This is a genomic window from Thermodesulfobacteriota bacterium (assembly GCA_040758155.1).
GTDB lineage: Bacteria > Desulfobacterota > Deferrimicrobia > Deferrimicrobiales > Deferrimicrobiaceae > UBA2219.
In genome coordinates, this window is record JBFLWB010000159.1 from 1 (window position 1) to 15,168 (window position 15,168).

Here is a 15,168-nt window from a genome sequence, read left to right on the forward strand (position 1 = left end):
GGACCATGGCCGCCGGATCCTTTCCGGAACGGGCGGTGCCGGCGAGCAGCTCCCGAACGACGGAATCCGGCTCGCCGAGGATCCGGGCGATGGGCAATCCGAGGATCTCCTCTTCCGGATAGCCGAGCAGGTCGAGGGTCGCCGCGTTCGCCCGGATGATGACGCCTTCCGCGTCCACCACGACCAGTGCGTCGTTCAGGGACCGTATGACGTCCTCCGTGTACTCCTGGGCCAGGAGCAGCTCCCGCCGCGATTCCCGCAGCCCCTCGGTCATCCGGTTGAAGGAGTCGGCCAGGCTTTCCAGCTCGTCGCCGGTGCGGACGTCGGCCCTCGCATCGAGGTCTCCCGCCGCGACCCGCCGGGTGATCCGGTCGAGGGTATGGATGGGCCGGGTGAGCTTCCGCGAGAAGACCAGCGAAGCCGCCAGGGTGATCAGGACGCACACCCCGATCAGCACCAGCGTCCGGATATAGAGGTCCCGCAGGTCCGCCCGGTACTTCTCGAGCGAAAGACCGATGTGGATCCATCCCCAGTCGATCCCGGAATACCCGAACGGAACGGAGAAGTTGAACACCTCCCGGTCCACGATGCCGCTCCGGCGGAATCCCCCGGAGGCTTCCCGGGATGCCGATGGAGCCCTCCATTCCCCCTCGAGCTGGTCCTGATACCACTCCTTCCGCGTATGGACGAGCGAAAACCCGTCGTTGCGGGTGATGATGACGTACAGCAGCGAATCGCTGTCCTTGAGCACCTTCATGCAGTGCTCGATGGCGCTGCTGTAGTCCTCCGCCACGATCGCGGTGGCCGTCACCTGGCTGATCGAGGAGGCGATGTTGCGCGCCTCCGAGCCCATGTTGCCGATGATGACCCGCTTCTGGTACGGCAGCGCGAGCGCGAGGTACAGCAGGAGCGACGCGATCACCAGGAGCCACGAGTAGATCGCCGCCCGCAGGGCGATATTGCGCGGGCGGAAGGCGAACGTCTTTTTCCCCGGCGCCGGCCGATCTTCGCTCATTCCGGGACTCTCTTCTTCGCGGATTTCCGTCCTTCGCTCTCCCTTACGAGCTCGATGAGGGGGTCGAACGCACCCTGATAGTTCCGGGAAAGGCGGTTGATCTTGAACAGGGTAAGGATCTGCTTCCCGGCCGGAGTGTCCTGCATTCCGAAGGCCAGCCGGACGAATTCATCCTTCTGCGCCCGTGTCAGCGCCTTCCGGAAACAGGTCACGGCGACGGGATACACGGGGGAGACCGCGAGGACGGCGAGCTCTTTCCCAAGCCGGGGATTCAGCTCCACCGCCATGTCGTATGCGATTTTCCCCACGAGGCAGGCATCGGCCTGCCGAAAGAACACGGACAGGATCGCCTGCTGCCCCTTCATGAATTCCTTCACGCTTCCGAAATGCCGTTGCGAGGAGGGCAATCCCTGTTTCGCCAGCAGGGAGTCGATCCACAGGGCGCCGATATCTCCGTTCGCCCCGGAAACCCTCGTCAGCCGCGCGCCCCGAAGCTGGTTGAGCCCGCGCACCCCGCTGTCTGCACGGACGATCACCATATGCTCGTCGCCCGGTTTCCCGTCCCGGTCACCGAACAGCGCCGGCTCCATCGGGACCTGGTCCCGGATCTTCAGGAATTCGAGGGAAGAAAGCGCGATGAAATCGATCTCGTTGTTGCGGATCGCCGAAACGAACGACGGGAGGTCGTCGTACACGGTGAGGTCCGCCGACACGGAATATCCGCCGATCCGAAGCAGTTCCCGGGACCACAGCGTCATCGCGGCTTCCGCGTCCGCACGGCTGACCTCGGAAAGAAGGCTGGTGGTATAGCCGAACCGGAAGCCGTTGTCCCCGAACGGGCTTGTCGCTTCCCCCGCGGCCAGGCGGCGGGCGGGATGGGCCAGGCAAAAGAGGCAAGCCAGACAGAGGAGGCAGACCAGACCGAGGCGGGACGGGAGATGCGGCATCCGCGGACGCATGTCAGTTCTCCCTCGCCGTCCGGTTTCGCAGCGCCCGGTGCTGACGGAACAGCTCCTCGACCGATTCGATGTGCTCGGGGCGGAACGGGATCATCCGGTGGATCCGGAACAGGTTGAGGAGCTGCAGTCCCTGCGGATCCGCCCTCAAGCTCATCAACGACTCCGATACCATTTCCTTGTGGGCCTTGCTGTAACCGGGACGGAAGGCGACCATTCCCTGCACCAGGCCGGGGGACTCCGCCAGCACCTCCATCTCGTTCCCGACCTGGGGGTTCAGCTCGCATACCAGCTCGAACGACCTCCGCGTGGCGAGGCACGCGTCGGCCTGCCGGAAGAAGACCGGCAGGATCGCCTGGGACGGCCGCTTGACGGCTTTCACGAACGAGAAGAACTCCTCCGCCGAGCGCGCGCCTTCCTTCATCAGCAACGTCTCCAGCCAGACGAGATGCAGCGTTCCCAGATTTCCCTGTGTCGCGTTCAACCTTTTTCCGCGCAGATCCCTGATCTCACGGAAGCCGGCATCCTTGCGGACCAGCAGCACCATGTACTGGTAGATGCCGTTGTCGATGGCGGTCGTGAAGGCCGGCTCGATCGGGACGCGGTCCTTGAGATGCATGTAGTCGCTGGAGATGATCCCCAACAGGTCCACGCTCCCCTGCAAAAGCGATTTCTCGACCCCGGCCAGGTCCTTGAACACGATGGTCTCCGAGGACCCGTTCCGGAACCGGCGCCGATGGATCTGATCCGTCCAGATCCCGGCGACGCCTTTCGCCCCCTCAAGATCCACGTCCGCGAAAACGTTCGCCGAGAAGCCGACCACCAGGGGCACGGAATCGGGAGCGGGCGTCGGCTCCGCGCTCCACGCCGCCTGCGCCGGGCACCATGCCACAAACCAACAGAGCGGAAGGAGGAGGCGCCGCATTCCGGTCCGCGCACGGCGGCGGAACGGGACATCGTAGTTGCGGCCGATCACCGCAGGACCGCCTCGATCTGCGTCCCCACGACCAGCTCGAGCCGCGCCTGCGCTTCCGCGTGATCGTAGAGCGTCTTCTCGTTGCCCGCCTTCATGAACGACTCGATCAGCTGCGCTTCGATGACGTCCTCCGTCTCGACGAGCTCCTCCCGGTACGCGCGCTCGTTGAGGTCCCGGTTCTCCTCGGCCGTGCGGGCGGCCGTTTCCATGGCCTTCCGCTGCTCCCGGCTGCGCGCCATCCGGAGGAACACGTCCTTCACCTGCAGGGCAATCCCCTCCTGCAGCAGGATCTTCTCTTGCCGCAGCTTCTCGAGGCGGGCCCTGGCCTCCCGGATCTCGCCCGCCGTGCGGAAACCGTGGAATATCGGAAGCTCCATCGCGATGCCGGCGGTCCAGGAATTCACGTTTTCGGGAGTGACGAGCCCTTTGTTGTAGGAATTCTCGATGTGCGACAGGTTCCCCACCAGGGCGATCCTCGGTAGGTGCCCCGCCCTCTTCTCGTCCAACCGCCCCTCCGCCGCCCGGATCCCTTCCTCCAGCGCCTTCCAGTCGGGGTTGAAAGCATAAGCGCCTGCGACGAATTTCCGCAGGTCGCCCTCGTACGGACGATAGGGAATGTCCGAGTCCGCGACGTCGATCTCGGCGTCCCAGGGAATCCCCATCGCGTTGGTCAGGGCCGCCATCGCCAGCCGCTCGGTTCCCTTGAGCTGGGCGAAGGTGGAGCGCAGCGCCTCGACGGTCGTCTTGTTGCGCAGGTAGTCGGTCTTCTTCACCTTCGTCGACCCGCCCTTGTAGAGGCTTTCGGTGAGGTCCAGCGTGACCTGCATCCGGTCGAGCGCATCCGACGCGATGACGCGCAGCTTCCTGGCGAGCACCGCGCCGTAGTAGAACCGCTTCACGTCGTAGGCCACCTGCAGGTCGGTGCGCCGCACCTCCTGCTTCGCCGCCGCCAGGCCGCTTTCGGCCTGCTTCACGATCGCCGGGCGCATTCCGCCGGTGTAGAGCGGGTACGCCAGGCTCAGCGAGTACAAGCCGTTGTCCCGATCCATCACCTTGATGTTCTGATCCGGGACGGCTACGGTCTGCGGAGGGATCGGCAGCGGCCCGACGGGCGGTGGAACTGGCAGGGTGAAGCCGGGCAAGCCGATGGAGGTCTGCGGAAAGATGAAGTTCGGGCTTTCGTCCATGCGGGTGAGGACCGCCTTCGCATCCAGCCGCGGCCAATAGGATGAAAGCGCCTGCTGAAGCTGCGCCTCGGCGATCTCCACGTTAAACCGGGACACGGGACGCGAGCGGTTGTTTTCGAGGGCAATGGCCAGGCACTCGGAAAGGGAAAGGACCCGCGCCGGAGAATCTTTTACCTCCTGGGCGCAGGCCGGCGCCGTGCCGGCTCCCGGAACGATCAGGGCGGCAACAAGGCAAGCGGCGGTAATTCTCATTCTGAACCCCTTGTTGCCCTTTAATATCCGGGCGATATCCGATTCAATCGACCTTCATTCTCAAGTTGGTCCGTCATTTTATCTTCTTTCCGGGGAGTTCGCTAATAAAGATGGGATCTGGGAATTCCTGCGACGCCACGGTGAAAATCCTTCCCCCGGATCCGCCGACGTTGACTCGAAGTACGTCCTGCAAATCGATACCGTTCCATGAAAAAGGAATCTCCTCCTCTGAGCCCGATCCGCGTTAAACATATCGGATTTTCAATAATATTCTTTAAGAACCGCAAAACAGGGACGTTCCTGAAAACGTCAGAACTTCCGCAGAACCGGGACAGAGATGAACTAGAAATAAAACGGGGAGATTCCTGAATTATCCAGGATGAAGAGTTGAGCTTCGGGACGGCCCTCGTTATGCGCCCGAAGGTCTGTCCCTTTTTTGCGGAAGTTCTGACGTTTTCAGGAACGTCCCGGTTTTACGGTTTTAACCGCCGCGCGGGCCGTCGTGGCAGTCGAAGCATCCCACCTGCCGGCCTCTCGCCAATATCTTGGTGAGCTGCTCATCGATCGTCACGGATCGATCGAGTGAGACCGCGGACAAAAAGGTGCCGAGGTAATCCGGTCCGTGACATGGCCTGCACTGCGCCGGGTCGCCGGCCACGAAGGTATTGTGTGCGGTGACCCACGCCTGGCCGATGGTGTGGAGACCGTGCGGCCCGCCGTCCCCCGTCAAGGGAACGGTTGCGTGGCAGACGCCGCACTCCGTGATCTTCCCGGCGTGCCCCTGGAGCAGCACGCCCTGGACCGCGTCGTTCGGCTCGGAGGAGGGGTACTCCGCGTGTGTGGGGCCATGGCACGCCTCGCACCGCATGCCCCCGTGCCCTGTCCCGGCTTTGTACAGAACCGGGCTCGCAAAGATTCCGGAGGCCGGGCGCTCCGCTCCCCCCGGCGCGAACACGCCGATGTCCCGGACGTAAGTCCCTGTCGCGGGGGAAAGGTAGTGGCATTGGCTGCAATCGGGCAAATCGATCCATCCGCGGCGGGCCGGATCCCCCACGGCGGACATGTTGCCGTGACAGCTCCGGCACTGGATCGTCGGGTTCCCGGCCGCGTCCTTCGCATTCCCCATCGCCCCGCGGAGGCACTGCGTCACTCCCCCCGGGTGACAGGCGTAGCAGGCCGAACGGTCCGTTATACTGTCCAGCTGAAGGCCCGTCGGGGGCAGCTCCGCCGTGGCCATCCTGGAGTGGACAGCGGCGGTCAGCGGCTTGACTCCGGGAGCGCCGGCGGTACCTAGCGCGTTGGAAGCGTGGCACGCGGCGCAGAGGACCGGCCTGCCGTCGAGCCGCACCGTGTTCTCCAGCCCCGTGGCGTTGTACCCCGCCCCGGCAAGCGCCGATGCGTAGAGGGCGCTGCTCGTCGGACTCGCGAAATTCTCGCTGTCGTGAAACCGGAGTATGTTCAGACGGTAATCTCTCTCCGCATTGTCGTCGAACACCCAACCGGCCGGCGGCCTCGCGACCTCGCTGCCGCCCGACGCGTGACACCTCTTGCACGTCATCTCGTCGCTCACCGGGAGGACGGTCTTCGTCTCGGCGAGCAGCGTGCCCTGCGCGTCCCTTGCCACAACCCTCACCATCGGATAGAAGTTCGGAAGACCGGCGTCGTCCACGGCGGTTATGGGAATCCCCTCGGCTCTCCAGAAGCCGGCGGCGCTGTCGTACACCAGCGATGCGGGCGCGGCGGCGGGCGCGGCGTTCCCCGCAAGGCCCATGTTCACCGGGAGCGACACGCCGAAGAGCGCCTGGACGTAGCTCCAGAAGCTCGTCTTCCCCGCGCTGGTCGAATTGACGGAGGCCCGGGTATCCGCCGTGGCCTCGTAAGTGACGGTCACTCCGGCGGTTACGGCGCGGCCGGTCGCCCGGTCCACGAGCTGGGCATGCAAGTTGTTGTACGGGGGGAGGATGCTGAACACCGAATAATCGTTGTCCATGCAGTGCATTCCCAGGTCGTTCCAGGCGATCAGGGCGTGCGACGCCGTTTGGGGAGGAGCTCCGGACACCGGCGTTCCTGGTGTCGTTCCGGGCGGGGTTCCGGGCGCCGTGCCGATTCCTCCTCCGCCTCCTCCGCAGACGGCTGCCAAGATCGCGACAACGACGAACAGTCCCGCGCGTACGGCGGTCCGATGCGACGCCATGGCTTCCCCCTCCATGCCGCTACGGTTGGTGTCCGGATCGCCCCGCGGGCGCTACGGTCCATGGGACGGGGTCAAATGGTTGATGATCAATCATAGAAAAACAGCAAGCCGCGTGCCTGCCCCCTTTCAAGCGACTGCAACGCGCAACCGGCCGGACGGCGGGGCTTTTCGACAAACAGTAAGCGTAAGCGATTGAAAAAATAGCCGGATATCGTGAGAATTTTCCCACGCACATGAGAAATTTATCTGTCGGCAATGCTCGAGGGTCCGCCCGGCCGTTTCCTCCGATTTAAGGAATCGGGAAAAGATCCGAATATACCGTCAGAGAATTAAGCTCGATCGGATGCGAACCGCCGGCGTCACTAACCGCTGAAAGCGACCCGAAGGGACATCGACGGCCATGCTCGAATGGAACCAGAATCTTTCCACGGGAATCGTCGAAATCGACGAGCAGCACAAGGAGCTGTTCCGCCGCATCAACCGCCTCCTGGCGGGTGTTGAGGAGAACCGGGATGCGGACGAAATCCGGGAGCTATTCCTTTTCTTCGATCAGTACGTCTTCAGGCATTTCGGAGATGAAGAGCGGTATATCGACCAGCTCGAAATGCGGGGATACGGCGAGGCGGCGGGACACCGTTCGCAGCACCAAGCGTTCACGCGCGATTTCAGCGCCTACAGGGCCGACCTCACGGGGGGCGCCGGCGATGCGCTGCTCATCGCAGAGTTCCGGAAGTTCATGACGAACTGGTGGACCTTGCACATCCTCAAGACTGACCAGGGACTCGGCGCGTTCATGAAGAGAGATATGCCCTTCATCACCTGACCGTTCCTTAATTGCCTAAACGCCCGTCATGTGACTCAGGCTGTCGAACCGGAACACGAATTCGGTGATGTTCCCGCGCCGGATCTCCATCGTCCCCCGAAGCTGCCTCACCGCCAGGTTCTGGACAAGTTTCAGCCCCAGCGACCCGAGCCGGGAAAGGTCGAAGTCAGGCGGCAATCCGGGACCGTCGTCCCGGAATCTGAGCTCCGTCTTCTCCCCATGACGCTTCAGCGACAGGAAGATCTCCCCGGATTTCCCGCCGGGGAAGGCATGTTTGAGGGAGTTCGAGACCAGTTCGTTTACGATCAGTCCCAGAGTCAGCGCCGCGTCGATGGAAATGGAAATGTCGTCCAGATCGGACTCCATCCGGACGTGTCCGACATCGGCCAGGTGGATCTGAAGGATGGCGGAGACCAGGTCCGTCAGATAATCCTTCACGTTCAGCGAGGCAAAGTTGCCGGTTCGGTAAAGCTTCTCGTGAACCAGCGCCATCGCGCGGATCCGCCCCTGGGTGTCTTCGAGGACGCTCGCCAGCTTTCCGTCCGCCGAAGAGGAAATCTGTAGCGACAAGAGACTGCCGATCACCTGCATGTTGTTTTTCGTCCGGTGCGAAAGCTCCCTGAGCAGGATCTCCTTTTCCGAAAGGGACGTTCTTAACGCTTCCTGCGCCTTTTTCATCGCGGTGATGTCCGCGCCCGTGGTGATGAAATACTCGCCGAGCGGGACGCTGGTGAACCGGAAGTGCCTGTCGAGGTGAGGGAAGTAATCTTCGAAGGAGTAGGGCACTCCATCGGCCATGATCTTCCGGACGACCGGCATGTAATGATCCGTCGCGCCCGGGCCGAAGATCTCATCCGTGGTTTTCCCGCGGATCCCTTCCACGCTGCTGCGCCCCCACGATTTCAGCGTGGGCGGGTTGGCGTCCACCAGCCGCCAGGTCTCGATGTTTCCGGCCCCGTCGCGCACCAGTTGCCAGAAGTGCACTTCCTCGGCCATGTTCTCGAAGAGGTTGCGATATTTCGACTCGCTCTCCCGCACCGCTTCCTCGGCCCGTTTGCGGTCGGTGACGTTTTGCGATACTCCCACGAGCCGGACGGTCTTTCCCGCCGCGTCCACCACGGCCCGGCCATGTTCCTCCACCCAGATCGCAGGGTCCCCGTAAGCGAGCCGGTATACGCTCTCGTAGCCGCCTCCGGTCGCGATGGCTTTGACGACCGGCGTCCGGTGGCGTTCCCGGTCGTCGGGATGAATAAGATCGTAGGCCTGATCGCCGTTCGCGGGTTTCCTCGGAAGCTCCAGCACCTTCCCGGCGTTCTCGGAGAAGGTGACCTTGTTGGAGGCCGGGTCGTATTCCCATGCCGTCATCCGGGCGGCATCCAGCGCCAGGCGCAACCTCTCCTCGCTCTCGCGCAGCTCGGCCGTGCGCTCCGCAACGCGCTGCTCCAAAGTGGCGTTCAAGTCACGGAGCATGTCCATGGCGCGATTCAGTTCGCGAGTGCGTTTGCGCACGAGCCACTGCAGCGTGATCACCGACGCGGCCAGAACGACAAGACCGTAAGTGACCCACTTGAAGTACGGCAGCCACTTGCGCCACGGATTTTCGACCGCAAGCCATCGCTCATATATCCGCTCGTATTCGCCGGTGGCCTTGACGATGCGCAGCCCCTGGTTCAGCTTCTCGAGCAACTCGGCATCGCCCTTGCGGACGGCAAACGAGAAGACTCGTTTATACTCGGGAATCGGCGGCCCCGGCATGACGCCTTCGATGCCGGCCTGCCCGAGTTCGAGCACCCCGACGAGCTTCGAGCACAACATCGCGTCATGCCTGCCCTCGGCGATCAGCCGTAACCCCTCCGGAATCGACTCGACCGGGACCACGATGCCGGCAAACTTTCGCCCGACCAGTTCGTGGTGGGCCGCATCGGAGCGCAGCACGACGATCTCCCTGCCCGCGGCGGCGGAAAGGGACGGGTATGCCGACCGTCCTTCACGGACGAAAAACGCGTCGAATGTTTCCGTATGCGGCACGCTGAAATCGACGAGACGCTCGCGACCCGGCGTCCGCGCCACGACCGGCAGCACATCGATCCGCCCGGCGACAAGGCCGCTCCACACGTTGTCCCATGAGCCGGAGGTGAACCGGATGGGCAACCCCATGCTGTCCGCCACCGCTTTGAGCAACTCGACGCCGAAGCCGGTCGGCCGGCCATCCTTGTCCGTGAACGCGTACGGACGGAAATCCTGTTCGCTTCCGGCGCGGACTTCGCGCGAACCGTTCGAAGCGATGCAGGTGCCCGCCGCCCAACACGTTGTAAGAAAAGCAAAAACGACAATAATGAGAGCAGGAACAGGAAATGAGGACCGTTTTCCGGGACGGCGATTCATATCCGTTTCTGGCATGCTCCTCTTTCCGCGTCCTTCCGGGACGCAATACCTTAGAGTTTAGACGTAAAGGAAACATAAGAACAGGGACGTTCCTGAGAACTTCCGCAAATCAGGGACAGAGATGCAAGGTGATGGGAGCATAGAACCGGGACGTTCGTGAGAAGGCTGACAGGCAGTATCAGCAAGCCTTCTCATGAACGTCCCGGTTCTATGCTCCCCCCATTCTTCGGTTCATGGTTTCCTTCTCTGTATCTCTGTCCCACTTCTGCGGAAGTTCTCACGAACGTCCCGGTTCTGACGTTTTGCCTGTTCCGCATTCACCGCTCATAAACCACGCGGTTGCGGCCTTCGCTCTTGGCCTGGTACAACGCCGCGTCCGCCGCGGCCAGCAGCTCGTCCACCGTGCTTTTCCCGGCCGAACATGCCACGCCGATGCTCACCGTCACGGAAAGCGCGCCTGATCTTGTCTTCATCTCAGTTCCGGCGACGTCGCCGCACATCCGCCCGAACAGGGCCGTGCATTCCACCCCTGCTCTCGTCGGCATGACGACCAGGAACTCCTCCCCTCCGATCCGCCCCACGAAATCGTACTTCCGGATGTTCCTTGTCAATATCCGCGCAAGCTCGCATAGCACATCATCGCCGGTTTGGTGCCCATAGGTATCGTTGATCCGCTTGAAATGGTCGATGTCGCACACCCCGACGGCGAGGGAGTCCCCCTGCCGCCGGGCGCGCGCGAACTCCTCGTTCAACCGATCCAGGATGGCCCGGCGGTTCAGCATGCCAGTCAACGGATCGTGGGTGGCCTGGTGCGCGAGCGCTTCCCGGCTTTCGACCAGGGCGGCCTGCATCTCGACCATCCGCCGTCCGACCTCGACGCGGGCGCGAAGCTCTCCCGGATCGAACGGCTTGGTCAGGTAATCGTTCGCCCCCACATCCAGGCCGGCGATGATGTCCACCTTCTCGTCCTTGGAGGTCAGCAGGATGATGTAAGGAGGCCGGTCGGTCCGCATGGCGCGAACCCGGCGAACCACCTCCAATCCGTCCATCTCCGGCATCATCCAGTCGAGAACGGCCAGCGGGGGGGCATCGGGTTTCCGCAGCGCGTCCCATGCCTCGGCGCCGTTTTCGGTGACCACCACCTCGTGGCCGCTCTTTTTCAGCACGGCCGCCAGCATCGTGCGGGAAGTGAAATCGTCCTCGGAGATCAGGATCCGCATGGGGACAACCTCCAGGCCGTCAGAGCTCTTTCGCCATCTCGCGCTTCAACCGGTCGAACTCCGTTTCCAGCCGCGCCATCCGTGCCATGGCGCCCTCCAGGTCTCCGGCCCTGGCCGCTTTTTCGATCTCGAAGGCCGCCTCCCGCAATCGTTCCCCTCCGACGGAAGCCGATGCCCCCTTTATGGTGTGCGCATGACGCTCGCCCCCCGGGGCGTCGCCGGCGATCAGGCATTCCCGCAGCACCTCGATCTGCCGGGGAATGTCCTCCAGGAATCCTTCGGACACTGTGCGCGCCAGCTCCGGGTCATCCATCAGCCGGGCCATCATGGCCGCCCGGTCGAAGACCGGCGATTTCTGTTCCTTCGATTTCGCGGCATCGGACGCCGCACGCGCACCCGGCTCCTGTTTTCGCCCCTTGTCGGCCTCCGCCGGAAGCCACTTCTCCAGGACCTCCGCCAGCGCATGCGGCGACACCGGCTTGGAGACATAGTCGTCCATGCCGGCTTCCAGGCATCTTTCCCTGTCTCCCCGCATGGCGTGGGCCGTCATGGCGATGACGGGAATCCGGTGATTCCGGACGGGGGAGCCGGGATCGCGTATCACGCCCGTGGCCTTCAGGCCGTCCATCACCGGCATCTGCACGTCCATCAGGACCAGGTCGTACGGGATGGTTTCCAGCGCCTTGACGGCATCCGCGCCGCTGGGCGCCACATCCGCGGCCAGGCCGAGCCTCTTCAGGATCCCCTGCACCACCTGCTGGTTGGTGATGTTGTCCTCGGCCAGCAGGATGCGCGCGGTCCGGCCGGAAAACGGCTTCAACGTCTCGCGGGCCATGTGGCGCGTCACGATGGTCCTCGGCATCGCATCGGCCGCTTCCCGATCGGCCAACGCCAGCGACAGGACGGCCTTCAGCTCCTGGTGCCGTATCGGCTTGGTCGCATACGCCGCGAAGCCGGCATCCTGGAAACGCCGGGCGTCGCCCCGGTTCCCCATGGAAGTCATCATCACCATCCGAAGGCCCGCCAATCGCGCATCCGCCCGGATGGCCAATCCCAGGGACTTGCCGTCCATTTCCGGCATCTGCATGTCGATCAACGCGATGCGGAACGGGTCTTTCGCGGCCAGCGCCCATTCGAGAGTTTTGAGCGCGTCGGGCCCGTTCTCGGCCGCCGATGTGCGCATGCCCCAAGAGGCCAGTCGCTTCGTCAGGATTTCGCGGCTTGCGGCGTTGTCGTCCACGATCAGCGCGCGCACGCCGGCCAGCTCCGCGGGAAGGACGCTTTCCGTCTGCGCGCCTGCCGGCTGCCTTCCGATGCGCGCGGTAAACCAGAATTCCGATCCCTTTCCGTATTCGCTCTCCACGCCGATCTCGCCGCCCATCAACTCGACGAGCTGCTTCGATATGGCCAATCCCAGGCCGGTGCCGCCGTACTGTCTCGTGGTCGACGCGTCCACCTGGCTGAATTTCTCGAACACCATGCCGATCTTGCTTTCGGGGATGCCGATGCCCGTATCGCGCACCGCGAAGCGCAGAAGAACGTTCTCTTCGTTGCCCTCCTCCAGCGAGACGCGCACCGCCACCTCTCCGGCAGAAGTGAACTTGACGGCGTTTCCCGCCAGGTTGTTCAAGACCTGCCGCAGGCGGCCGGGATCGCCCCGCAGCAGCGTCGGCACCCGCGGATCGACATCGTAGAGCAGCTCGAGCCCCTTCTCCTGGGCGCGCACCGCCAGCGAGGCGGCAAAGTCCTCCAGCAACCCCGTGAGGTCGAAGTCCAGAACCTCCAGCTCGACCTTCCCCGCCTCGATCTTGGAGAAGTCGAGGATGTCGTTGACCAGCCCGAGAAGCGACTCGCCGCTTGCGCGGACGATTTCCGCATAATGCCGCTGCTCGCCGCTCAATTCCGTGTCGAGGAGCAGGCCGGTCATGCCGATCACGCCGTTCATGGGGGTGCGGATCTCGTGGCTCATGTTGGCGAGGAACTCGCTCTTGGCGACGTTGGCCTGCTCGGCCTCCGCGGCCAGCCGGGTCGCGCAGGCCGTGGCCTCTTCGAGATTCCGGTTGGTCTCCAGCAGCTCCGCCTCGGCGCGCTTACGGTTCTCCACGTCGTCGATGACCCAGATGGTGCCGCGATCCAGGTTCGACGGGTCGATGGCCTTGCCGGACAGGACGCACCACACGGTGGAGCGGTCCTTGCGGCGCATCTGGAATTCGATCTGGAACTGCTCCGCCTGGGCCAGTTTCGAGAAATACATCTCTCCGAACAGCTTGTATCTGTTTTCGTCCAGATGCAGGCATCTCGTACTTCTGCCGACCATTTCCTCGGGAGAGCCGTACCCGAAAATCTCGGCCATCCGTTTGTTGCAGCGGGCGATGATCCGACCTTCCTTCAAATGCAGGATGCCGACATAGCTGTTGTCGAAAATGTATTCGAACTCCTTCCGGGCTTCCGTGAGGACCTGCTCGGCGTGTTTGCGCTCGGTGATGTCGGTGTCGGAACCGCGATATCCCGTGACGGCGCCGTCGCCGTCCAGGGAGGGAATCCCGCTGGTAGACATCCAGATCTGCCGTCCGTCTTTCGTCCGGACGACGTTCTCCAGGTCGCGGATGGGTTTTCCGCCCGCAAACGTTTCGATCCCCGCCGCCCCGAACGCCTTGTACCCCTCGGCCGTGCGGAGGTCGAGGAAGCTTTTCCTGCCGATAATCTCTTCCGGCCGATAGCCGAGGACCGCCGTCGATACGGCGCTGATGTAGGTATAGAGCCCCTCCGCATCGATTTCCCAGTGCACGGTCCTGCTCTGTTCGGCCAACTGGCGGAACAGGGTATTGACCGACTCGATGCGGTTTTGCGAAAGAATCAATTCCCTGTTCTTGCGCGACATGATGACGATCGACGCCGCAACGACCGAAAAAAGCGAAACGGCCATCGCGATCGATATGCCGATGATCCAGGATCGAAATCTTTCGTAATAGCCCGGGCGCGGATTCAGGAGGACGGCCCGGGATCGAAGTTCCGGAGGCAGGCGGATATCGAACCGCTGGAGGACCCGGTCATCGAAAACCAGTTCATTCGGACTTTCGAGCTTCGGCGGCAAATCGGCAACCGGCGTTCCGCGCAGATAGGCCAGCAGGAATTCCGCGGCGTTCATGCCCTGTTTCCTGCCGCTCGTCACGTAGCCGCCCAGCACGCCTTCAATGATATAAGCATCTTCCATGCTGATCAGGACGCGGCCAGTACGCGCGAGGTCCTGAAGAATCTCGCGCAGATGTAAAACCTCTCCGTTTTCGTTGGTGATTCCACCGAGCGTGGTCAGAAAGACGTATTTCCCCGGCAGATCGCGCAGCCGCGCCAGGAGACGATCCGATCTCTTCTCTGCGACGAAGGTGGCGCGCAGACGGTATGGGATCAGGTCCTCCCGCAGTTCCCTCTCGATGGCCCGATACGTGTTGCTGTCGTCGCCGACGAAAATCAGGTTGTTGGCATTCCTGTCCACGCGGAGCAGCCACTCGATATTGGCCTCGAACTCCTTGCGCTCGAAAACCCCGGTGTAAATTGCGGGATCGAGACTGTTGCGCACGCCGTAGTCGTTCACGCCGGAAAAGAAAACCGGCACGCCGGGAAAGACGCGGGCCAGGTGATCGCGAAAGAACAACAGGGCGTTGTCGTCCGTGAGATAGATCGCCGCAGGTTTGCTGTTCGCATACTTGATCCGTAAATGGCGCGCCAGTTCGGTCGCGTATGCCTCGTCATACGGCCGTCGCTTGGTATCCAGATACTCGGTGCCGAAGAGGAATTCCACCTGAGCGCTTGCGGCGTCCAGCGTCCGGATGAACCCTTCGTGCTGCCCCTTGGTCCAGGGATATTCCTGCGAATAGGAATGAATAATCAGGATCTGCACCGTGGGCGTTGCTTGCAGCTCCGCGGCACCGAACAAAAGGAGTCCCAGGACCATGCAGGACAGGCAGACTGTTGTACGAAAGCGAATGGAGATGGGAACTTTCATTTTGTATTTCCGCTCGTTTCGGATGTTCTCGAAACGGGCGTCTGCATTCCGGTCTTTTTGGCTGAACTACCTCCTCCCCATGTAAAAGGTTATCACGAAAACAAGCCGCGACCTGACTTGCCCGGCAGAACGGCAGAACGGGGACGGCAGAACGGGG

At 62.8% G+C, this 15,168-nt stretch carries 9 protein-coding genes; 1 reads left to right on the top strand and 8 read right to left on the bottom strand.

The annotated features are described in order from the left end of the window. The 5 genes from AB1346_11120 to AB1346_11140 all read right to left on the bottom strand — a co-directional run. A partial coding sequence (locus AB1346_11120) for a HAMP domain-containing protein (GenBank protein MEW6720990.1) occupies positions 1 to 1,015 on the bottom strand: 1,015 nt, incomplete at its 3' end. After that, positions 1,012 to 1,974, bottom strand: a complete 963-nt coding sequence (locus AB1346_11125) for a PhnD/SsuA/transferrin family substrate-binding protein (GenBank protein ID MEW6720991.1) — start codon at positions 1,972 to 1,974, stop codon at positions 1,012 to 1,014. The genes AB1346_11125 and AB1346_11120, both read right to left, overlap by 4 nt. A 1-nt stretch (position 1,975) precedes the next feature. Next, positions 1,976 to 2,947 (bottom strand): PhnD/SsuA/transferrin family substrate-binding protein, encoded by a 972-nt coding sequence (locus AB1346_11130; GenBank protein ID MEW6720992.1) that lies wholly within the window; start codon positions 2,945 to 2,947, stop codon positions 1,976 to 1,978. After that, complete coding sequence (locus AB1346_11135) at positions 2,944 to 4,386, bottom strand: TolC family protein (protein MEW6720993.1); 1,443 nt, start codon at positions 4,384 to 4,386, stop codon at positions 2,944 to 2,946. The genes AB1346_11130 and AB1346_11135 overlap by 4 nt, the downstream gene beginning before the upstream one ends. Before the next feature lie 481 nt (positions 4,387 to 4,867). After that, a complete protein-coding gene (locus tag AB1346_11140) occupies positions 4,868 to 6,580 on the bottom strand; it encodes a cytochrome C (protein MEW6720994.1) in 1,713 nt (570 codons plus the stop codon). A 400-nt stretch (positions 6,581 to 6,980) separates the two neighbouring features. On the opposite strand from AB1346_11140, the gene AB1346_11145 reads away from it, so the two are divergent. Beyond that, on the top strand, positions 6,981 to 7,403 hold the full coding sequence (locus AB1346_11145) for a bacteriohemerythrin (GenBank protein ID MEW6720995.1): 423 nt from the start codon (positions 6,981 to 6,983) through the stop codon (positions 7,401 to 7,403). Positions 7,404 to 7,418: 15 nt separating this feature from the next. On the opposite strand, the gene AB1346_11150 is transcribed toward AB1346_11145, so the two are convergent. The 3 genes from AB1346_11150 to AB1346_11160 all read right to left on the bottom strand — a co-directional run bounded on the left by AB1346_11150 (position 7,419) and on the right by AB1346_11160 (position 14,960). Beyond that, a complete protein-coding gene (locus AB1346_11150; GenBank protein MEW6720996.1) occupies positions 7,419 to 9,803 on the bottom strand; it encodes a transporter substrate-binding domain-containing protein in 2,385 nt (794 codons plus the stop codon). A 302-nt stretch (positions 9,804 to 10,105) separates the two neighbouring features. Next, positions 10,106 to 11,008 carry a diguanylate cyclase gene (locus AB1346_11155; GenBank protein ID MEW6720997.1) on the bottom strand — a complete coding sequence of 301 codons (903 nt, stop codon included), beginning with the start codon at positions 11,006 to 11,008 and terminating at the stop codon, positions 10,106 to 10,108. A gap of 19 nt (positions 11,009 to 11,027) precedes the next feature. Further along, positions 11,028 to 14,960 carry a response regulator gene (locus tag AB1346_11160; protein MEW6720998.1) on the bottom strand — a complete coding sequence of 1,311 codons (3,933 nt, stop codon included), beginning with the start codon at positions 14,958 to 14,960 and terminating at the stop codon, positions 11,028 to 11,030. Positions 14,961 to 15,168: the final 208 nt, after the last annotated feature.